The following is a 22,497-nucleotide window of genomic DNA, read 5'->3' on the forward strand; positions in this document are numbered from 1 at the left end:
GCTTTTCTACTGATTTGTCAGTAGAAATTAGTTAGCTACAAACATACTCACCGCAAAAGCGAGTGCAATCAAAATCAATAGGATTGCAAAACTATCTGAGGTTTTCATGATGCGCTCCAGGGATTTTCAGTCGTTAACAGCAATATTTCACTGCACGATTACAATCTACGCTCCTGAAAGGCAGCTCTTTCACTCCACTGCACTGCATTTATGCGCAATGCACTACATTGGCGCTGGAATAGCTAAAAAAATCTCTAAATCAGGGATTTAGAGAACCTTTGAGCGCTCAAAGACAGCGATTGACTCGACATGCGAGGTGTGTGGAAACATATTGACGATACCCGCCCCCTTGAGGGTGTAGCCGGCCTGATGACACAAGATGTCTGCATCTCTGGCTAAAGTTTTAGGGTTGCAGGAGACATACACAATACGCTCTGGCAGCAAATCACTTTTCTGCAGATGCAATTGGGTGAGCGCTTTACTCATTTCCATCGCACCTTCACGCGGCGGATCCATTAACCAGCGCTCTGCTTTGCCCCAGGATGCAATGGTTTCGGTGGTGACTTCAAACAAATCACTTTGCATAAATCGGACCTTGCTTGCTAAGCCATTATGTTCGGCATTAGCCTTAGCGCGAGTCGTTAATGTTTCTAGACCTTCAATCCCCAAAACCTGTTTTGCTTTGCGCGCTAGCGGCAAGGTAAAGTTACCAATCCCGCAAAATAAGTCGAGCACACGATCGGTTTCTTTGACCTCCAACAAGCGAATCGCTCTACTCACTAAAGTGCGATTCATCATGTGATTAACCTGCGTAAAGTCCGTAGGTTTAAATGGCATCTCGATTTCAAATTCGGGTAGACGATAGCAAAGCTTGCCGGTCTCCGGGTAAAACGGAGCAACCGTCTCAATCCCTTTGGGTTGTAGCCAGATCCAAACCTGATGTTCATCTGCAAACGCTCGTAGGAGTTGCTCATCTGCTGTTGTTAAAGGCTGCAAGTTCCGAAAGACTAAAGCAGTAACGGGCTTGTTTTGCTTAGGGTCATCAGAATGGGGATCTGCTGGCTCGCCGACAGCAATTTCAATTTGTGGCATGCGATCAACAATCGATAAGCCCATGACCAATTTGCGCAGCTCAGGCAAGAGATCAGATACGTGCTGAGGCAAGATCTCACAAGCGAGCATGTCAGCAACATAGCTACTTTTCCCCTCATGAAATCCAATGAGTACAGTCCCTTTTTTAATTGAGCGATTGACTGCACTGAGTCGGGCACGATGGCGATATTCCCAAGTGGGGCCACCCATCGGGCGAAAAATTTCTTCGGGCCGTACTTTAGCGATGTGGCGCAAATCATCTTCGAGCACACGTTGCTTCATGGCGACTTGCGCACGAATATCTAAGTGCTGCATTGTGCAGCCCCCACAGACGCCAAAGGCTGCGCACTTGGGTTCTGCTCGAAAGACTGCAGGCTTGAGAATGTCGCGTACCTTGGCTTTACTAAAGCGGGCTTTATCGCTAGTGATAGTGTAGGTGACGAGCTCGGTAGGGAGTGCACCTTGAATGAAGATGACTTTACCGCTCTGCCCTTGTTCTATTTCTGCTTCATTGGGTGTTAAACGGGCGATCCCTTGGGCGTCTAAATCAAGTGCTTCAACTCTTACTGGCTCAGTCACTTCAAGATTGACTGGCTTCTCTCCTCTACGCATCCGGCGCAAAACCTTGGAGATATTCTTGCCACTGACTACCGTTTGGCTCTCGAGCTTCTTTTTCTAGATAAGCTTTCACAAAATCAATCTCTTCTTGGTATTCCTCAAGAGAAAATCCGCCACGTAGTAATTGAAAGCGGCAATACATGAGATAGGTATTCACAACATCGGTCTCGCAATAGCGCCGAATATCATTAATCTTGCCTTCTTGATAAGCAGGCCATACTTGACTGCCATCCATACCCATCTTGCCTGGAAAGCCGCAGAGCTTTGCCAAGCCATCTAATGGCGCATTGGCTCTGCCATTAAATTTAGCCAAAAGATCCATCATGTCAAGGTGACGCATGTGATAACGACTGATGTAGTTATTCCATTTAAAGTCACGGCTATCAGCCTCTTGACTATCACCCATTTCCCAATAGCGTGGCGCCTGAATGTGATTTGCAAGCGCGCGATAGTGCAAGACGGGTAAATCAAAACCACTTCCATTCCAAGAGACCAGTTGCGGCGTGTACTTCTCAATTAAGTCAAAGAAGGCTTGCACCAATACCTTCTCATCATCTTGGGGTGTGCCTAAGGTACCCACTTTAATTTGCGGTGTACCCTCTTTGGTCGTTCTCCGAATCACACAAGAGATCGCAACAATTTTTTGTAAAAACAGGGGCAGAAACTCACTACCAGTTTTAGCGGCGCGCTCAGCCATGGCTTTAGCAGCAACCTCGGCATCACTCATCGAATCTGAATAATCTTCCAGACGACGCAAACCTGCTACATCAGGAATCGTTTCAATATCAAAGACAAGAACGGTGGCCATAGCCTATTGCCCTATCGCCGCAGGCTTACTGCAAGTACGGCGTTGGATTGACTGGCTTGCCGTTGACGCGTAATTCAAAATGGAGCTTAGGAGAATTGGTATCGGTATCCCCCATCTCGGCAATCTTCTGACCCTTGCGCACGCTATCGCCTTCTTTCACTAAGAGTTTGCTGTTGTGTGCGTAAGCCGTGAGATAAGTGTTGTCATGCTTCACAATGACTAAGTTGCCATAACCACGCAAACTGTTGCCGGCATAAACGACTTTGCCATCAGAGGCTGCCAATATAGGCTCGCCTACTTTGCCAGCAATGTCGATCCCTTTATTGGTTTCATTAAATTCGCTCGTCACTTTACCTTTGGCGGGTGAAGATAAACGAATGCCAGGCTCTGCCACCACTTCGGGTTTAGCGGGCTCTGCTGAAGCAGGGGCATCTACAGATTTTTTCTCAAGAGGTGCAGCGGGCTTAGCACTGGCTGGCGCTTTAACCAAAACCAGATCGCCCACTTCAATCACATTGGGATTAAAACCTGGATTGGCAGCAGTATTCCACTGCGCTACATCCCGTGGAGCCTGACCGTGATCCAAAGCAATACGCGCTAAGGTGTCACCCTTTTTGACGCGATAGTAACCAGGAGGTGCTGGTTCATACGCAACAGACCCCCCAGAGCGATCAGTCACATTCGCAGGTTTAGTACGAGGAGTAGAACATCCTGCGATCAGCACTACAGATGCCGACAGGATTGCGATCAGAAAGCTGCTAGATACATTAGTCATGGAATGAGAGATAGGATTAACGAGTCGCGATTTCATACTACCCCTGATTGTAAGGGGACAAAAAAGACCCCGTCCAGCACAGTTCTTTGATAGCGCTGGGAGCTCATTCTCTCCACCATCACCAGTTGTTGCTCTTTTTCGTTTTTAGCAACCGGAGCCACCAAGCGTCCACCGATAGCCAATTGATCCAGCAAGGCATCAGGAATCCCTAAACCTGCCGCTGCCAAAATAATCCCGTCAAAGGGGGCGGCTTGTGGCAAACCCAAAATACCGTCGCCATAAATCAGGCGTAAATTATTAATCCGAAATGGGCGCAGTTTTGCCCTAGCCAGATCGTGCAGCGAACGAATGCGCTCAATGGAATAAACCTCATCGGCCAATAAACTCAGCACCGCTGCTTGATAACCACAACCCGTACCAATTTCCAGGACTTTGCCCAGGGGGTGTTTGGGTTTATGCAGCAACTCAATCATGCGCGCCACAACCGATGGCTTAGAAATCGTTTGCTCGTGCCCAATTGGTAATGCCGTATCTTCATAAGCTTGCGCGTGCAAACCCGCGTCCATAAATGCATGACGTGGAACAGTAGCAATCGCCTCTAATGTTTTGCCATGTTTTACACCGGCAGCATGTACTTTTGCTGCTAGTGCTTGCCGATAGGCGGCAAATCGCTCGGTGGGTGCCTTCAAGCGCGATCCCAACCATTCGCTCGCATCGCCGCTAAACGCGCGTGATGCGTTAAATCTAATTGCATAGGGGTAATCGAAATGCAACCATCAGTAATCGCATGAAAATCGGTCCCTTCGGAACCTTCTTTCACTTCGCCTGCCGCACCAATCCAATAAATCTTCTCACCGCGCGGGCTGTCTTGCACGACAACTGGCTGAGAGTGGTGGCGATTGCCCAAACGGGTCACACGCCAGCGATTGAGATTTGCATAAGGACGATTCGGAATATTGACGTTGAGTAAAGTTGCAGTGCCATCGTTATGCGAGAGCTTGGATGCCAACATCTGCACTACGACATCATGCGCTACTTTAGCGGCATCTTCAATACGATTCCAGCCCCGATCAATTTGGGAGAAGGCAATGCCAGGCACACCAAACATCACACCCTCAATTGCCGCAGCTACCGTACCGGAATACAGCACATCTTCACCCATGTTCTCGCCTTGGTTAATCCCTGAGATCACTAGATCAGGTTTTTCATCCAAGAAACCAGTCATTGCAACGTGGACACAATCAGTCGGGGTGCCGTTAATAAAGAAGAAACCGTCACGTTCACCGCCAGCCACACGATGAATCGAGAGCGGTCTTGAAAGTGTGAGTGAATTCGAAGCGCCGCTATGGTTTTGCTCTGGAGCAATCACGGTAATACGACCTAAAGGGCGCACCGCATTGACTAAAGCCAATAAACCAGGAGCTAAATAGCCATCGTCATTCGATACCAGAATATGGGGTTGTTTAGACATCACTACACCAGTCCTGGCTTGTGCTTTCCGCGTGATCTCATGGCTGCATAAATCACTGGTAACACTAATAAAGTGAGGACTGTTGTAGTCACCATACCACCCACAATCACCAGAGCAAGCGGACGCTGTGCTTCAGAACCAATTGAATGTGACAAGGCAGCCGGCAAGAGACCAAGTCCCGCTAACATTGCGGTCATTAACACAGGGCGCACACGTAATGCTGCGCCATCAACCATCGCATCCTTCATGGCGCCATGCTCTTCCGCTACGGTTTTATTAATATAAGAAATCAGAATCACGCCATCCTGAATTGCAATTCCAAACAGTGATAAGAACCCAAATAGCGCAGAAATACTCAAGGTTTCACCACCAAGATGCAAAGCGATGATGCCGCCAATAGCAGCAAACGGAACGTTGATCAATACAATGACTGCGTCACGGAAATTACCCAAGGCAGTCACAAGTAATAAGAAGATTGCCACCAGAGTTAATGGAATGATCACCATTAATTTTTGTTGTGCTGCCTTCATCTGATTAAACTGACCATCCCAAGCAATCATGTAATTCGTAGGCAAGGAGATGTTCTTTTCCACTAAGTACTTAGCATCTTCGACAGCGCTACCTAAATCACGACCACGCACACTAAAGATCACCGCAATGTAGCGCTTACCTGCTTCGCGGTAAATAAAGAAAGGACCATCGGTGAGCTGTACTTTGGCAACCATTGCCAAGGGTACTTTTTGACCGTTTGGCGTATCTACCAATAAATTAGAAACATCCGGAATGTCGTTACGACTAGCTTCATTCAAACGTACCGCAATACCAAAAGTTTTCTCATCTTCCAAGAAATTAGTAACGGGTGCACCACCAATGGAGTTAGCCACCACCGTCTGAATATCACTTACATTGACGCCATAACGCGCAGCCTTATCGCGGTCAATTTGAATATTTAAAGTAGGTTGACCTAATTCTTTGAGGATATTTTCATCCTCGATACCGCGTACTTTCTTGAGCTGCGCCACGACTTCGTGGGCTTTCTGACTCAAGACTTCGAGATCGGATCCAAAGATCTTGACGGAGTTCTCGCCCTTCACGCCAGAGAGCGCCTCATTGACGTTATCTTGAATATATTGCGAGAAACTGTAATTCACGCCAGGAATCTTATCGAGTTCAGCCTGCAAGTGTTTAATCAAGAGATGTTTATTAGTGCCTTTAGGCATCTCTTCCGGTGCTTTCAAATACAGACCGTACTCTTGGTTAAATACGCCCGTCGAATCTGTGCCGTCATCTGGTCGACCAATTTGGACTGCTACCTTTTCTAGTTCAGGCTGCTTTAGAAAGGTTTCGCGTAACTGGTTAGCGACTTTAATGGAGTAATCCAGATCTACTGTATTCGGCAGAGTCACCCGTAGCCAAATATTGTTCTCTTCAAGCGTTGGCAAGAAGGCGGTTCCCAAACGGGTTGCGCTCAATAAAGTCAACCCAAGGATGAAAATAGAAACAGCGATGACATGGCGTGGATGATCCATCCAGTTCCGCAGCAAGGGGCGATAGCGCTTGAGCATCCAGGAAATAAACTTTGGTGGCTCATGATGAAAATTTTCACCAAAGGCATAGGACATTGAGGCCGGCAGGAAGGTCAAACTCAAAATAATTGAAGCAACCAAAGCAAAGCCCATCGTGAAGGCCATGGGCTTAAAGATAATGCCCTCAACACCACCCATCAAAAACAAGGGCGAGTAGGCTACGATGATGATGCTAGTTGAATACACCATGGCACGTTGAACTTCGCTCGTTGCCAAAATGATGCTTTGATTGACCCGCTTACCACCCTCTTCCATATGACGCATCACATTTTCGGTGATGATCACGGCTGCATCCACAATCACACCAAAGTCAATCGCCCCCAATGAAATCAGGTTTGCTGGCACATTAAAGAGATACATCATGATGAATGAGAAACACAGTGCCAGCGGAATCACTGCAGCAACCACTGCAGCTGCGCGTAGATTACCTAAGAATACATAGAGTAATACCAAGACCATGGTGATCCCAAAGAACATGGTGTGTTTAACCGTGCCTACAGTGATGTCAAGAAGAACTTGACGGTCATAGAATGGTTTTACCTGTATACCAGGTGGCAAGATGTGATTATTGATATTGGTAACTTTTTCACGAACGCGAGCCAAGACTTCAGAGGCGTTCTCACCCCGACGTAAATACACAATACCTTCTACTGAGTCTGGATTGCTATCAAACTGAAAGAGACCCAAACGCGGTGCATTACCAATCTGTACTGTTGCCACATCGCCAATGCGCACAGGCATACCCTTATTTACAGCGATGATGACTTGTTTAATATCTTCAATATTTTTCAATAAGCCCACACCACGCACCACAAATTGCTGTTCACCACTAGGTAGTACACCGCCACCAGTATTGTCGTTAGCCTTAGATAAAGCCTCGATTAATTGTGGAACAGTAACGCCCTTGGACTGCAAACTCTCTGGACTCACAATCACTTGATATTGACGCACCTTGCCACCGAACGAAGATACATCAGCGATTCCTGGGGTCTGCTTGAGTTCTTTGTAGATTTCGTAGTTTTGTAAGGTCTTGAGGCGAGTAGGCGATGCGTAATCAGAAGTCACTTGATAGCGCAAGATCTCACCCGTCGCATCTGAATCTGGGCTAACACTAGAACTCACGCCTGGCGGGAACGTGACATTACCTAAATTGGTAATGAATATTTGGCGCACCTTAAACGGATCAGCGTTGTCATTAAATTTAAGTGTGACAACCGATAAACCAAAAAGAGATACCGAGCGAAATGCTTTTACACCCGGAATACCCGCTAAAGCATTCTCAACCGGAATGGTAACTTGTTGCTCAACTTCAGTCGTACTTCTACCAGGCCATTGAGAGATCGCTTGGATCGTCAGCGGCGCAACGCCAGGATATGGCTGAATCGGTAACTGTTTTAAGCTAAATGAACCGAGCACCAACAGCACCGCTGCGGCAAATAGAATAATGACGCGCTTATCTAAAACTCCCCGAATGAAGGAGGTAACAAAACTCAATTATTCCTCCTGCTTAGCAAAACGGTCGTTCAGTAAGACAGCGCCATCAGTTAACACTTTCATACCAGGCTCTAGACCTTCAGTAACTGCAAAACGCTTACCATCGAGGTCATACCCTTTTACAGCAAAGCGACGGAAAGTATCTGCACCCGTTTTGATGATGGCGTAACGCATTTCACGTACCCGTACAATTGCTGATTGCGGAACGACGACTGCCTCTGACTCACCCGTTTTGAGTCGGGCATTAACGTACATATCTGGGCGCAATAGTCCATCAGGATTTTCAACATCGCAGCGAATCAACAAAGCATGAGTCTCTGGGTCAATCGCCGGCGCAATGTAGTTAGCGGTAGCAACAAACTCTTTGTCTGGATAGGACTCTGAGCGCAGAATCATCGTCTGCCCTTTTTGAATCTTACGAATATCTTGCTCGTATACATTACCTAAGAACCATAGCTCTTTAGGATTAGCCAAGGTTACCAAGACATCGCCCGCATTCACAATTGAGCCGGGATCAACAGCGCGCTTGACGACTACCCCTTGTAATGGTGAGCGCATGACCAAGTTGTATTGAGTTTTTCCTGTCTTATCTAAAGACTTTATATCGCCATCACTCGCACCTAAATTACGCATCCTGTTTGCGGCAGCCTGTTGTGTGATTTGAGCATCCCCCAACAGGTCGCTCATTGTCTTATTGGCTTCCAGCACTTTGGACGTTTTTGATGACAGCAGATACTCTTGTTGTGCCGAGAGGAACTCGGGGCTGTACAACTCAATAATTGGCGAGCTCACTTCCACTTGAGCACCATCAAATGCGTAAATGCGCTCCACCCTACCAGGAGCCCTAGCGGAGAGCACTTTCGATTTTTCAGCATTAAATGCTAAACGACCAGGAACCTTAAGCTCGACCGGAACTTGTACTTTTTGCGCATCTTGGAATACATAGATACTGGGATTGAGTTCCACGCCTGGCAACTTAAGCTCCATTGCGCCAGTACTTTCAATCGACAGTGATTTGCTACTCTTCTCCAATTTGACTGGACGGTTCACGTTCACAAACAAACCAATCACAATACCGAGCATCAGAATAGATACGCAAATCAATATCAAGCGCAGGCGAGCGCGAGTCTCTAATGGCAATGCCCAGTAAGAGCGATGGATCTCATTCGTATTAGCTTCAATACGAGCGACAAACCTGTCCTTGAGCTTCTTAGCCTCTTCAGTAGCGCGCTTTAGGATGTTCAGTAACTTGTCCTTCAAAACAACTCCTTAAAAAGGTTCTTTGCCAGCAGATACCAGCAATACTGCCTGGGCCTGCATTAGATTTGCCTCAGCCAAAGCCAACTGCACCTCTAAATTACGCAACTGTGTCTGGGCAGTCAACAAATCATTAAAACCTTGACCATTATTGGAATATTGAACCAAGCCTACTTTATATGCTGCATCCGCCTGCGGGACTTGTCTTTCTTTTAAAAACTGGGTTTGAACCTTGGCCTGCTCATAAGCAGCATAAGCGGTATTGACCGCCAAAACAATCTGTTGGCGATTAGAAATGTTGCCAGCTTCAGCAGAGGCTTGATTGCGCTGCGCCTGCTCTACCCCATACTTCTCTTTGGTAAAGAAATATAGAGGAATAATCAGGTCTAATTCAAACTGGTAATACAAGGCACCGTTGTTCGATGCAAAGGGACCGCGTGGCGTATAGGAGGAACCAATCACCTGAAAATCTGGCAAGTACGCTTTCTTGGCAAGGTCCACACCCTTACGCGCTGCATCTAACTGCAAGGCAGAACTCTTTAAGGCTGGGTGACTACTCTCTGCATAGTCCTCTAACTCCACTAATGTTGGTACGCCGGTCATTGCGCGACGTACATCACCCCGCAGCACCAACTTTTCTCGAGAGTGTCGACCTACTAAAGTATTGATGTTGTTGATCGCTACTTGAAGCTGACGGTCAACGTTGAATTGATCTGCCTCGGCAGCACTTTGCGCAACTTGCGCATTCAGGTATTCAACATAAGCGGCAGCATTATTTGCATAACGTGCTTTGGCAACATTCTTAACCATCTCTAGGCGAACTACAGACTCCTTGAGAACTTGCAATTGTTTTTGTGCAGCGAGTGCGTTGTAGTACAAGCTTGAGAGCTGCGCACCCAATTGCAAATACGTTGCTTCAGACTGCGCTAGCAATGCCTCAGCATTGGTGTCGGCAATATTGGCTGCCAAACTTCGCTTACCCGGAAACTGAAACGGCTGTGCAATCGAGATGGCATTGTTATTACTCACGTTAGGATTAGTACCTGCAGCACCCAAAGCTAATGGGGATCCTACTGGCATGCCTGACCACACTAGTCCAACTTGAGGATTGGCTGGTGCTGCAATCTGTGGTACGGTTGCCTTGGCAGATAAATACGATTCACGCAAAGAAGATAATTGCGGATTATTTATCTTGAGTTCATTCCAAAGCTGACGCAGATCCATTTCAGTGGGACCGCTTGCAACAGGCTTGGCATAAATCTTGGGTGTATTGGCTTTTGTTACTGGCGCAAATAATTCATTTGCTTTTGAAGGCTTGTCTTGACCGCTTAACTGAGCACCAATTGAGGGCGGAGTACTTAATGGTGCATCGCTGGTTTGGACGGTGACACTTGCTGGCGGAGTATCACTACCAGTAGACTGAGCAAAGGCGGCAGAAAAAGCAGAAGCAAAGAGAGCAAAAGTGATTCTTTTGACTATGAATACTGCGCTAATTTTGCTTGTGCCGTGAATCAACAAATGCGGCCGCCTCTAGATCAATAATGCTGTTTTTATAGCCCCTGATGCAGATTTTGATCACGCATCTACCTGTTACAGGGGGTTTAGAGGATTATAGGGTAGAAAACGCAAATGTCGAATTATTGACGATTGCTATCTCTTTGATTCTAAAGATAATAATGAAGTCTTCAGGACGTCCACACCCCGCCAAACCCTTAAAACTCAGCATGAATCCTGAAAGACACGATATTTACAGGGCCGCGGGCAGAGTTATAGGCAGGATTTTGAATATGCTGAAAGTTCACGCCGCCAAGAATATTTTTCACAAGCAGGGCGTTGTAGTACACCTCGCCGATACGCTCTGGGCGATAAGAAATAGTCTGCGATGCGCTCGCATAGTCACCAATAAAGTAAGACACGCCACCTGCTTGTAGATAGCCTCTTCTGTAACTCGATAGGCCGTTTTGCATCATCGAGATTCCGATGCTATCGCTTGGACGACTCCAAGAAGTGCCATTCATACCCATGCCTACTGAGAGAGAGTTATCGGCTTCAGTAAAAGACATCGTTTCTGTATGACCATCGGATGTGAATGCGCGGCCATAGATACCCAAGTCATGAGTCAGCGCTTGTTCCCCATGAATACCAACACCCGTTTTGTATTGGTAGTTATTGCGTACGTTGTTAATCGCTTGCGTACCCTGCGCATTATTGGCAATCACATAATTAGTTGCATCCTGAAAGCGCGCCAAGATCATTCTGTTGCGATAGGCTAAGACGCTCACCTTACCTGGCAGGTCAGCAATATGGTGCTGACGCTCTACTTCCACCTGGTCACCGTAGGTGTTAAAGATTTGCCAATTGAGATCACGACCATTGGGGTTTTTTGGCGCCAACATGCGTGAGGCACGCAAGACCCAATTATTTAAATACCACTCACCTGCTAGGCCAGTACTATAGCCACGCGCATCAGCAGCATAGTCATAGGCCAGATAAGTCATATTGCCCCAGTTCATAAACTGGATGCGGGGATCTTTTGCGTAACGACTATCGTCAAAAATATCTAAAGTAGAAAATTGACCGGCAGTAATCACTACTCGATTGCTGCTGACGGTTTGCGTAATTTGATTCGCATCATCCTCAAGCACCACCTTATCGCCCTCTTGGTTGATGGTGTGACGCAAGAATGCACGTGCAGAATAAAACTTGGCTTGAGCGCCGCCTGCTTTGGTAGCCTCACCGTTTGTAAAACCGCCAAGACCCGTTAGGCCAGAGAATGGCACACCAGAAACCACTTCTGGGTTGAAATAAAAATCGGTGTCAGGTGCCAAGCGCGCACCAAAGAACAAAGTACCAGACCAGGTGTAGCTCATTGACTTCAGAGCACTCATACTATTAAGACCTGAATAGCTGGAGGTGAAATTGTTATAACGCTGATTGATATAAGTGCTTTGACCGTGAATATTGACGGGCAGACCAAAAATCTCACCTTCAGTTGGTAACCAAGAAAGGTCGTTAGCAAAACTGGCAATTTGGTCAGCGCCTGACCCTGCCCTCTGCGCAAACGCAGAAGCTCCAAGAAAAGTGCACAAAATGCTCAACAGGAGAAGGAAATAAAACTTGCGGATCATTCGCGATGTCTTTGGGTGCCAGTGCATCAATACACTGGCTACATACCGATAGAGAAAACTAGACCTTCACACCGAAGATTAAAACCCCAGTGTGGCGTAGCCCAAATTATCCCCAAAAAGGAGTAATTTACCTAGTTTTTATGTCTCAGGCATGACAAAAGTGTCATGCCTGGCGGAGGATGCGCCTCAGTCTTTGAGACCCAATAGTTTTGCTGGGTTCTTTTTCATCATCTTATCGATGTCTGCTTGTGACACACCTGCAGCTTTAACTGCTGCAATTTCATTCTCAACACCATCTGGTGGAGTCATCATGCCTTGCTGACCTAAGTCAGTTGAAAGTACTAAATGGTCTGCACCAATTTCTTTGACCGCTTTAGCAACCACGGTGGCATCGACCTTCTCCCAATGCGTCATCCATTTGTACTGCGCTGTAGGACCGGTCATAAATTGCAGGTAGCAAATTTCAATATAGGCGCCCATGGAAGTGACTTGCTTAGCTTGCTCCCAAGATAGGCCTGGGATATTGGTTAGGCCATGGGTAATTAAAATATTTTTCACGCCCAATTCTTTTGCGCGCTTGACTACTGCCACTACTTCTTCTGCAGAGATGTGACCTGTCGCCAGAATCAAATCCTCACGAGCAATGATTTTTAATACTTCTTCAAGCTCTGGTGTGACTTGGCCATTGGGCGCAACCACGATGCCAGATTGGTTCTTATCAACTAAGGTCTTAACATGCTTATCAGAGTCAAAGGTAGGTAGCCATACCACTTTGCCACGACCACCAGACATCCGGTGCATCCACTCAACTGCAGAAGGATTCACACCGCCAACGGATTTATTCAGAACAATACCGCCCCACACTTCAATACCGGGGACTTGTTGCATCACTAAAGCGGCGCGATCATTGGTAGTGACCACATGGTTTTTAATCACAATACCGCGCATGCCTTTGCGACGAGCAATGGTGGCTAACTCGTAATCAGTTAAAGCTCTGCCAAATACATCTGGATCAGGATGCACGTGCATATCAATCACACCTGCTGCAGGACTCACTTTTGGTGGCGGTGGCGGAAAGCCTACTTGTGCCTGAGTCATATTCGAGGTCAATATCAAACCAGCACTCATTAAGCTGGCGACTAAGACCTTGGTGGACTGAAATTTACGCATGAGTCATCTCCCTGATTAAACTACTTATTTGTAATCAGTTGACTCTAATGCATCTATCCCAAAGGGTATTTAAGTAGTTCCCCCTAGGCGATGGGCTCAGAGAGTGATAGAGGGGCGATACAGCTGCGAACTTATTCGTACCGGAACAACGCTTGCTTTAATGCTTATCGCTTCAAATCACGATAGAAGTTTTCGTGAACCCCATACCCCATCAGCACAAGCTTAGATCCATCAAGACTGACGGAATAAGCTAACAACATCTGCTGCGTTAGATGTCTAAATTTAAATACCTGGATACCTGTTAAATCGCCTTTTTTCATCTCACCCTGAGATGGGTCAGCAACTATGCTCTTAACGGTATCATCAAGAGTCTTTTTCTCAGCAGGCGATATCTTCTTAATAGCCCTATCAAATCTAGGTGTCGTAAATACAATCATCCGAATTTATAGGGATTTAGATTGCCAACCTTCACCTCTTCGATGCTGACTAACATATCCTGCAACATATGAACTGGTAAGTCAGGATTCTCCTCTGCGACTTTACCTAAACGAGCCCAATACTCAATCTGCTTAGGAACGGAGCGATGCATTGCCTGTGCATAAGGCTTTGCATCCTCTACTAAAAGATCAGATAACTTGATAGCTATAGCCATAATTACCCCTCAATAAATATAGATGTAATTTAACACAAAAGGTTGCAATTTGCAACCTTTTGGCATTTGAGGAATTTAGGAAATAAAAGACTAACGACGATCCATGAGAGCCCTGGCCAAGGTACCTGCATCCACATACTCGAGCTCCCCACCCACCGGAATACCGCGTGCGATACGCGTGACTTTAATACCTTTAGCTTTGAGTACTTCACCAATGTAATGGGCTGTTGCTTCGCCCTCACTCGTAAAGTTCGTTGCTAGCACCACTTCTCGAATCGGCACACTAGTATCTGGGTTCTCTATACGATTGAGTAAGCGATCAAAATGAATTTCATTAGGGCCCATACCATCGAGTGGTGAGATGCGACCCATGAGGACAAAGTAGTTACCCTTAAAACTCAAAGTCTGCTCTACCATCACTTGGTCAGCAGGCGTTTCTACAATACACAGCAGTGATGGGTCACGACGACCATCAGAGCAAGTGCTGCAGATTTGTGTTTCTGAAAAAGTATTACAACGGGCACAGTGACCAACGGTCTCGACCGCTTCGCCTAATGATTGAGCAAGCACTGCTGCGCCATTGCGATCATGCTGTAATAAATAAAAGGCCATGCGCTGAGCAGACTTAGGGCCTACTCCAGGCAATACCCGCAATGCCTCAATCAAGCGACCGAGTGCATCTTGAGGTGCTTCTATGCGCGCCATCTATTTAGGTAGTGAAGAAAAAACTAACAAGGTCAATTAGAACGGCAACTTAAAGCCCGGAGGCATTGGCATGCCAGCAGTAGCGCCTGACATCAGTTGCCCGCTAGCCGCTTCTACTTGCTTAAACGCATCTGTATAAGCAGTAAGGATTAAGTCTTCTAACATCTCACGGTCATCCATTGCGCCTGGATCAATCTGCACCCGTTTGATCTCGTACTTACCAGAGACGGTCACCTTGACTAAGCCACCAGCCGCTTGACCAGTGACTTCTAGCGCAGCCAATTGCTCTTGCGCTACTTTCATCTTCTCTTGCATCTGCTGAGCCTGTTTCATGAGACCAGCAAGTCCACCTTTCATCATCGCTTTATTCCTCAGTACTTATGTTGATTGCTTATGTTGATTACTTATGTTGCTTACTATGATTAATACTTATGAATGAATTTAAAGAGGCCAGATTACAGTGGCTTGACTGAGCCACCAACGACTTTAGCGCCAAACTCTTTTTCTAATTGCTGAATAAAAGGATCGGCTGCAATCAATTGCTCGGCGTTCATTCTTTTCTCTTGATGAATCTGTGCATCTACTTTGGCAACCGTCTTGCCTTCTACTTCACCTTTTTCAATCACGATCTTGACTGTTTTACCGAAGTGCGCAGTCAGTGCATCAGCTAGGCGGGCGATAGAAGCCTCGGAAGCTAACTGCGGCATTGGAGTCAGAATGCTTGCTTTCACAGCCGCAGGGGAATCTGCCCAATCTTGTAACTCTGTCTGAAATGCCAATTGCTGCACTAAACCTTTGACTGGTAACTGACGCATCAAGCTATGCCAATCGGGACGCTCAGCAGGGTTACCAACTACGCTAGCAGCAACAGGAGCAGGAGCAGAGGCAACCGACTTAGCACTTGCAGATGCTGGCGCTGCTTTAGCGGCAGGCGCAGAAGCTACAGAGGATGAACGGGCAGTATTAACTGGTGGGGCCGATGGCGCTGAAGGTGTGGGCGCAGAACCTCCACCACCACCGCTATTGCTGCTTCCCGGACGAAACGCCAGCATGCGTAAAAGTGTCATGGCAAAACCAGTTTGCTCATCGGGTGCGAGCGATAGGTCAGGACGGCTTGTAATCGTAATTTGGTAGAAGAGTTGTGCTTCTTCTTTGGTGAGTTGTCCTGCTAAGCGACGAATCTCACCTGCTTCTGGCCAATCCTCTAAGACAGACTCTGGCACGACTTGGGCTGCTGCAATTTTTTGCAACAAGCTAGATAAATCTTGTAACGCCAATGAGAAAGACATGCTGCGCTCACCCATTTCATTAGCAACTGCCAAAAGGCTTGCGCCATCTTTGGCAATGATGCAATCTAAAATCCGAATGAGATACGCATCATCTAATGTGCCGAGCATACCGCGCACCGATTCTTCGGTGACCTTACCAGCAGCATAAGCAATTGCTTGATCTGTGAGTGATAAAGCATCGCGCATCGAGCCTTGCGCTGCTTTTGCTAAAACACGCAGTGCATTAACTTCATAGGTAACCTTTTCTGCAGCGAGTACTTTCTCCAAGTGCTCAACGATGAGTGGCACTGGCATTTGCTTGAGATTGAACTGCAAGCAACGCGACAAAATGGTCACAGGGATCTTTTGTGGATCCGTAGTAGCCAGAATAAATTTAACGTGCTCTGGGGGCTCTTCTAATGTTTTGAGCATGGCATTAAAGGCATGATTGGTGAGCATATGCACCTCGTCAATCATGTAAACCTTATAGCGACCATTACTCGGTGCGTAGGCTGCTTTTTCCAGAAGTGCAGCAATATCATCTACACCGCGATTACTCGCTGCATCCATCTCGATGTAGTCAACAAAGCGACCTTCATTAATCTCTAAGCAAGATAGACATTTGCCGCAAGGCTCTGATGTCATCTTGCCCGATCCGTCCGATCCTGTGCAATTGAGCGCTTTAGCCATAATGCGTGCAATCGTGGTCTTACCGACTCCACGAGTGCCCGTAAAGAGCCACGCATGATGCAAGCGACCCTGATCTAAAGCATGGGTTAAGGCTTTCACCACATGGTCTTGCCCCACCAATTCGGAGAATGTTTTAGGGCGCCACGAACGGGCTAATGCCAGTGCTGTCATGTCCTACATTCTAACAAGCTAAAATGGAAGAGGATGGGCCTCCCCGCATGGTGGGTTGGATAACCTGGTCAGGTCGGGAACGAAGCAGCCAAACCCAATTTCTGCCAGTGCCGGGGGTTTGGCTCATCCACCTGATTTTTAAGTCTTTGTTTGTGTTGAGTTTTGTTTAATCAAACAAGGATTTGTGTCACCTAGCTGTGTCACCCCAGAGGCATTAACTGCTTTTTACTGGGGTAATGCATGGCCAATACAAACGGTATTTTTCAAAGAGGAAGCTCTCACTATCTAAGAGTAGTACTGCCGATAAACCACGAACTTCAAAAGCAATATAAAAGTGGGAAGATCATTCTGTCGCTGGGCTCTTGCAGCTACAGGGAAGCAGTTACGCTAGGAACAATCAAAAGAGCAGAAATTTTAGGTCTAATTGCACCCGCCCAAAAAACAACGGCGGAACAAGCGCCTACAAAACGCACCCCAACCGCATACTACCTTCGAGACATCTATCAGCGATGGAAAGAATCTAAACCACGTAGCAGCGATGCGATTAACTCATGCATGCGAGCTTTAATCTTATTTGAGGAGCAAACCAAGAACCCCATACTTCAAGAGTTAACTAGAGCTCAGGGCGATAGCTTCAGAGCCTGGCTACAACAACCAGAACGTAATACAACAAGTAAAACTGCAAGGGATCGACTTACTTGGGTCAAATCGCTACTGAAATATGCCTACAGAGACCTAGAAATTATTAATAGACACCCTTGGGAGGGGATAGAGATCCACTCTCAAACCACTCAAAAACGGAGGCCGTGGGATGTATCCGAACTTAATAAGCTCTTTTCAAATGAGTTATTCACCAGTTACCAGTTGCCAAAAGACTGGAGATGCGGAGGGGATGCTGCCTACTGGCTTCCAATATTAGCGATATTTACTGGGGCAAGACTTAGCGAACTTGCACAACTTAAACCAAGTGATATCGCTCTCGACTGCGAAATACCCACAATCTCAATCTCAAACGCTGGAGCAGGTCAACAAGTTAAAACAGAAGCCGCAATAAGAAAAATACCTATTCATAGCGAGGTAATTCGTCTTGGTTTTTTAAATTATGTCCAAAAAACAGTAATGGCGAACGACACACAACTTTGGTCAAAATTGAAGTTTCGCAAAAACAAACCTGGCGGAAACTACTCTAACTGGTTTGGGGAGTTTAGAAAGGAGCTTGAACTACCGCAAGGTCTTGACTTCCATTCTTTTAGGCACGGAGTTAGAAGCCAGTTGGCTGAAAATGATGTTCCCGAGCCTACCATTGATGCAATCATGGGACATGAAATCAAAGGTAGTACTGGGGCAAAGATTTACTCACATAGAACTACATCTAGTATCAAGGCAGCAATTGAGCTCATTAAATACCGAGATCTAAGGCTGCCTAACGAGTTATGCAAACTGAACCTTTAGTACCAAAAGTAACTATAAAAACTGATACAAACTAATTGTAAATACTCACACTTTTGGTAAAATAAAAATGCACGCGACAAATTGAATACGTGCCTCAAGCAGTAGACAGTCTGAATCCGTCCTTCACCCGACTTTAAACCGGTGCCAAATCAGATAACTACTTGCGCCTACATTGCAGGTCCTGTCAAAAGCTGGCCACTAACGGCCAAATTATCTTTTATATAACTATTTGCTTCTGCACGCCTGTGCAGAACGCTATTCATTTAGGAAAAAACATGAATACGCAGCACAAAATTTTTGGTATTACTCCAACTGAGCCACTACAAATCCTCAGGTTATCAATTGAACAGCAACTGGGCACGAATAAAACGGTCATGTCCATGAACTCAATTAAAGCAATACAACTGCAAGCAACTTCCTCAATTAGTAAAACTACTTCAGGAACTGAGGTTGCAACTCGCATCGACTTTTTAACCTTAAATGGAATCTTCCATAACGACGAACTGAGCGGCATTGGTATTCCGCAGACTGAAGATGAGCATTGGATCATTCAGTTGAACTTCATTTCAGAGGTTAATACTGGTAAATGCAGCCTGATCGTTCCAACAAAGAAGTACCCAGCTGGTCAAATGCAGAATAACTACTTTTTACAAAAAATCATTGATCGCTTTACAGAAGACCGATATCCACTGCAATTAAAAAAAGATCAAATAATTGCGATCTTAGTAGAGGTCTTTTCAGAAATGACAGGCAAGGATATTTTGTTAGACAAAGAAGGAGGCAACTAAGATGCACGCCAACCTCCAAGAAAATCTTAGTATTAAAAGCGACTTTGCCCTCTTTAATAACATTAAAAGTATTACCGCAAAACAGGCGCACAAGTCCCTGCGTAATATCACGAGGCAATTAAGCACACCAATAGAATCAATTGAAAAAGATACGCTGTTAATTGGGCCTTACAAACTAGGACCTGAGCAAAAAAGGGCAAACCGAAACATTGAATCAGTCTCCGCTTTAGTGTTTGATATTGATGAACCAAAAGGATATACCTTTGATGACATCATCGCATTAACAAGCGAATACTTTGGAGTTGTGCATACAACTTGGTCACATACAATGGACCATCCAAGATATAGACTAGTGATTCATCTTAGGGAGGAGATACCAGCCAATGACTTTGTATCTGTTCGCGATAACTTTTTATTCTTTAATTCGGAATTGGCATTAATTGTAGACAAGGCCTGCTCTGATATCTCACGCGCTTATTACTGGTTTAGTTACCCACCAGAGAAGGCAAACGATGCGCATTGCTGTGTTTTAATGGGAAGTCTGCTTGATCCGTCAAACTTAAAAACGCCTAAGTTTTTAGCTCAGACTAGAAGTCAATCATCAATAGTTCAATCTCAACTGCAAAATATTCTTCAAGGCGGAGCAGCAGAGGGTTCTCGTAATAAGCATCTTGCTTCTCTAGTAGGTGGACTTATTAAAAAGGGGTTAACAAGAACTGAGACGTATGACCAAGCCAATCAGTGGAACCAAACACTAAGCGCTCCCCTGCCATCAGACGAGGTCGAGAGGACCCATAATAGTATTTGGAATACCCACCTGAGAAACAACTCAAACTGCGAGCCAATACGGGGGCAAACTCATGCAAGCAATGCCGAGCGCTTTAATCTAATACCTGCAGCAGGTCTTCTAGCAACACTACCACCAAAAAGGGATTGGGTTATCCAAGACTTTCTACCAAGCAAGATTGTGGCAGCGGTTGTCGCAGCAGGCGGAACTGGAAAGTCCTATTTTGCAATGCACACGGCCGTTAGTATTGCCTCAGGTACACATCTATTTAGCAAGTACCAACCAAAGGCAGCGGCTAAGGTTATATTTATCAGCGGCGAAGATGATGCTTCAGAGTTACAACGTCGACTACACAAAGCGGTATCTGGTCTATCGTCGCAAGCAAGAGCTCTAGTAAACCAAAATCTTCACTTTATTGATTTAGCAGATTCATTTGAACTCTTTACCGAAAAAAACAATAAAGGCGAAATTGATATTACCAAAATACCAAGCCTAATTTGCGAGCAAATTAATAGCCAGGTGGGGCCAGATATTGGTTTGGTAATTGTTGACCCTGTTGCACGTTTTAGGGGTGGGGATGAGAATTTCGCAGCAGATGCAACGAGGTTTGTTCAAGCACTTCAACAAATTCGAGACCAACTAAACACAACCGTCTTATGTCTCCACCATGTAAATAAGGGCGCTGGTGCTGGAGGTAATCAAAATAATGCTCGGGGTTCAAGCGCATTTATTGATGGGGTGCGATTGGTCTTTCAGCTAAATACCCTCTTGGAGCCTGAAATACGAAAGTTATATGGCAACCCATTGGCCCTCCCACCGCTTCTTACGCTTCAATCAGTCAAATCAAACTACGGAAAGCCAGCAGAACCCATGATTCTTGCAAGGCGGGATGATGGCTCCTTAGAACTGTTTGATGTCATTGCAGAAGATCATCAACAAAACGACCTACTTAAGGAGATTGAGGTTTGCAAACTATCTAAAACCCAGTTCAAAGGGCTTTACGGTGGTGTCAAGAAGAAGTTCGGTCTAGCAGAGAAGGCATTGTTAGAAAAGCTCGAGCAACTTAATCGGGAGGGGCTCATCACAATACCTAACCGAGGCGTGATGACCGTAACCGAAAGCGGTAAGAAGGTCACAACCTTATAAGGGCAACGGGCAAATGAAAGGGCAAGTAAAACGTCTGGAACCCTTGAAGTATCAAGCTTTTGGTTTTATACGGGCAGGCAAGGGCATGCCCTTGCTTTTTCTAACCCCTTATTTTTATTGGTTTTTTTACGGGCAAGCGCCTATATATAAATAAGCACCCTTTGGGGGTGCATTTATGAACACATTAAATCCCGACCATGACTAATCTGAATCTAGAACAAAACACTATAACTGCGCGTCTCCAGCGCCGTTCAAAAAAATGTCAAATTACAAATCCAGAACTCACATTGGTCACGGCGGGCGGCAAAATTAAATGTCGGAGATGCGTAGGAGTTAGTTCAAGAACAAAACAACAGTGTGGTCACGTAGCCCTAAAGACAAGTAAAACATCCCGTTGCAAGTGGCATTCCGGAGCATCAACAGGACCCCGCACTGAAGAAGGAATTGAAGCGATTCGGAACGCAAATACCAAGAATGGCAGCGAAACTCTTGAAGCACGGGCAGAAAGAAAAAAGAAGTTTGCTGAATTAAACGAACTGGCCATCAGCCTAGGAATCAACCCCAGAAAATGAACAAAAGGACGGTGATAACTGGGCTATACAAAAAGCACCCCTAACGCATACTAGCTAAGCCTGCATTTGACTGACTGCTTCTCGCTGTGTAACCGCCCCTCACCTGAACTAGGCTTCAAAGACTCTACCCGACCCAAAGCAGACGGTCATGAAAAAACCACCCGAAGGTGGTTTAAGTAAGGTGAAAAACTTTATTAATGCTTAGGCGACTTAGCAAAGCGTACGTATGGCAATTTGATATCAAGCTCACCATACTTAGCTACCGCTTGTTCATCATTTAGAGCCAGTCCCACTATTACATCCTGGCCAGGAACCCAGTTTGCTGGCGTTGCTAATGGAACACCATCCGTTATCTGAATAGCGTCTAAGGCTCTAAGAATTTCAGCAAAATTACGTCCAACAGACATTGGATAAGACATCGTTAAGCGTAACTTTTTATCTGGCCCAATGATAAATACAGTGCGCACAGTTGCACTATGAGCAGGAGTGCGGCCATCGGGCAAATAGGCATCAGCCGGTAACATATCATAGAGCTTGGCAACCTTTAGTGAAGTGTCATCGATTATTGGAAAATCTGCAGGTACTCCAGCAAAAGTAGCAATATCTTTTTTCCATTTATGGTGGTCTTCTACACTATCAACAGAGATACCCATTACCTTAGTATTTCGTTTGGCAAACTCGGGAGCCAGTCTTGCTACCGCACCAAATTCCGTTGTGCATACCGGCGTAAAGTCTTTTGGATGAGAAAACAAAATAGCGTAGTTATCGCCAATCCAGTCATGTAAAGTCAAACTGCCGGCTGTCGATTCTGCTGTAAAGTTCGGCGATAGATCGTTAATTCGTAATGTCATGGTTATTCCTCAGGAT

Annotated in this window: 19 protein-coding genes, 1 other RNA gene and 1 pseudogene; 5 read left to right on the top strand and 16 right to left on the bottom strand. The window is 45.9% G+C overall.

Features of this window, described 5'->3' with window-relative positions:
- Positions 1-267 precede the first annotated feature (267 nt).
- The 15 genes and pseudogenes from rlmD to dnaX all read right to left on the bottom strand — a co-directional run bounded on the left by rlmD (position 268) and on the right by dnaX (position 16,885).
- Positions 268-1,704 carry a 23S rRNA (uracil(1939)-C(5))-methyltransferase RlmD gene (gene rlmD / locus C2756_RS06865; RefSeq protein WP_215318231.1) on the bottom strand — a complete coding sequence of 479 codons (1,437 nt, stop codon included), beginning with the start codon at positions 1,702-1,704 and terminating at the stop codon, positions 268-270.
- Positions 1,697-2,518: a 3'-5' exonuclease gene (locus tag C2756_RS06870; protein WP_215318232.1), complete on the bottom strand. Its 822-nt coding sequence runs from the start codon at positions 2,516-2,518 to the stop codon at positions 1,697-1,699. The genes rlmD and C2756_RS06870 overlap by 8 nt, the downstream gene beginning before the upstream one ends.
- A gap of 25 nt (positions 2,519-2,543) precedes the next feature.
- Positions 2,544-3,293: a peptidoglycan DD-metalloendopeptidase family protein gene (locus C2756_RS06875; protein WP_251372009.1), complete on the bottom strand. Its 750-nt coding sequence runs from the start codon at positions 3,291-3,293 to the stop codon at positions 2,544-2,546.
- A gap of 32 nt (positions 3,294-3,325) precedes the next feature.
- A pseudogene (locus tag C2756_RS06880) lies at positions 3,326-3,949 on the bottom strand (protein-L-isoaspartate(D-aspartate) O-methyltransferase); the annotation flags it as partial.
- A 29-nt stretch (positions 3,950-3,978) separates the two neighbouring features.
- Positions 3,979-4,764, bottom strand: coding sequence for a 5'/3'-nucleotidase SurE (gene surE / locus C2756_RS06885; RefSeq protein ID WP_215320886.1), 786 nt, complete (start codon positions 4,762-4,764; stop codon positions 3,979-3,981).
- Positions 4,765-4,766: 2 nt separating this feature from the next.
- On the bottom strand, positions 4,767-7,844 hold the full coding sequence (locus tag C2756_RS06890) for an efflux RND transporter permease subunit (protein ID WP_215318234.1): 3,078 nt from the start codon (positions 7,842-7,844) through the stop codon (positions 4,767-4,769).
- The gene (locus C2756_RS06895) at positions 7,845-9,104 is read right to left on the bottom strand and encodes an efflux RND transporter periplasmic adaptor subunit (RefSeq protein ID WP_215318235.1); all 1,260 of its coding nucleotides are present in this window, start codon (positions 9,102-9,104) and stop codon (positions 7,845-7,847) included.
- A gap of 9 nt (positions 9,105-9,113) precedes the next feature.
- On the bottom strand, positions 9,114-10,619 hold the full coding sequence (locus tag C2756_RS06900; RefSeq protein WP_215318236.1) for a TolC family protein: 1,506 nt from the start codon (positions 10,617-10,619) through the stop codon (positions 9,114-9,116).
- A gap of 194 nt (positions 10,620-10,813) precedes the next feature.
- Positions 10,814-12,229: a carbohydrate porin gene (locus tag C2756_RS06905; protein WP_215318237.1), complete on the bottom strand. Its 1,416-nt coding sequence runs from the start codon at positions 12,227-12,229 to the stop codon at positions 10,814-10,816.
- A gap of 186 nt (positions 12,230-12,415) precedes the next feature.
- Entirely contained in the window at positions 12,416-13,399 is a 984-nt protein-coding gene (locus C2756_RS06910) for a DUF6282 family protein (RefSeq protein WP_215318238.1), read from the bottom strand.
- A gap of 164 nt (positions 13,400-13,563) precedes the next feature.
- A complete protein-coding gene (locus C2756_RS06915; RefSeq protein WP_215294966.1) occupies positions 13,564-13,836 on the bottom strand; it encodes a type II toxin-antitoxin system RelE/ParE family toxin in 273 nt (90 codons plus the stop codon).
- The gene (locus C2756_RS06920) at positions 13,833-14,051 is read right to left on the bottom strand and encodes a ParD-like family protein (protein ID WP_215294968.1); all 219 of its coding nucleotides are present in this window, start codon (positions 14,049-14,051) and stop codon (positions 13,833-13,835) included. Before C2756_RS06920 ends, C2756_RS06915 begins: the two co-directional genes overlap by 4 nt.
- A gap of 90 nt (positions 14,052-14,141) precedes the next feature.
- On the bottom strand, positions 14,142-14,756 hold the full coding sequence (gene recR, locus C2756_RS06925) for a recombination mediator RecR (protein ID WP_215318239.1): 615 nt from the start codon (positions 14,754-14,756) through the stop codon (positions 14,142-14,144).
- 36 nt (positions 14,757-14,792) lie between these two features.
- The gene (locus tag C2756_RS06930) at positions 14,793-15,116 is read right to left on the bottom strand and encodes a YbaB/EbfC family nucleoid-associated protein (protein WP_215318240.1); all 324 of its coding nucleotides are present in this window, start codon (positions 15,114-15,116) and stop codon (positions 14,793-14,795) included.
- A gap of 95 nt (positions 15,117-15,211) precedes the next feature.
- Positions 15,212-16,885, bottom strand: coding sequence for a DNA polymerase III subunit gamma/tau (gene dnaX, locus C2756_RS06935; protein ID WP_215318241.1), 1,674 nt, complete (start codon positions 16,883-16,885; stop codon positions 15,212-15,214).
- Between the two features lie 32 nt (positions 16,886-16,917).
- Here dnaX and ffs point away from each other — a divergent pair.
- The 5 genes from ffs (at position 16,918) to C2756_RS06960 (ending at position 21,630) form a co-directional block, all read left to right on the top strand.
- Positions 16,918-17,016, top strand: an RNA gene (ffs, locus tag C2756_RS06940) — signal recognition particle sRNA small type.
- A 109-nt stretch (positions 17,017-17,125) separates the two neighbouring features.
- Positions 17,126-18,337: a site-specific integrase gene (locus C2756_RS06945; RefSeq protein WP_215318242.1), complete on the top strand. Its 1,212-nt coding sequence runs from the start codon at positions 17,126-17,128 to the stop codon at positions 18,335-18,337.
- Between the two features lie 275 nt (positions 18,338-18,612).
- Complete coding sequence (locus C2756_RS06950) at positions 18,613-19,125, top strand: hypothetical protein (RefSeq protein ID WP_215318243.1); 513 nt, start codon at positions 18,613-18,615, stop codon at positions 19,123-19,125.
- Position 19,126: 1 nt separating this feature from the next.
- On the top strand, positions 19,127-21,058 hold the full coding sequence (locus C2756_RS06955) for an AAA family ATPase (RefSeq protein ID WP_215318244.1): 1,932 nt from the start codon (positions 19,127-19,129) through the stop codon (positions 21,056-21,058).
- Positions 21,059-21,255: 197 nt separating this feature from the next.
- Positions 21,256-21,630, top strand: coding sequence for an HGGxSTG domain-containing protein (locus tag C2756_RS06960; protein WP_215318245.1), 375 nt, complete (start codon positions 21,256-21,258; stop codon positions 21,628-21,630).
- 194 nt (positions 21,631-21,824) lie between these two features.
- On the opposite strand, the gene C2756_RS06965 is transcribed toward C2756_RS06960, so the two are convergent.
- Entirely contained in the window at positions 21,825-22,481 is a 657-nt protein-coding gene (locus C2756_RS06965) for a peroxiredoxin (protein WP_215318246.1), read from the bottom strand.
- Positions 22,482-22,497: the final 16 nt, after the last annotated feature.

The sequence above is a fragment of the Polynucleobacter sp. UB-Siik-W21 genome, assembly GCF_018687415.1.
In the GTDB taxonomy this organism is placed as follows: Bacteria; Pseudomonadota; Gammaproteobacteria; order Burkholderiales; family Burkholderiaceae; genus Polynucleobacter.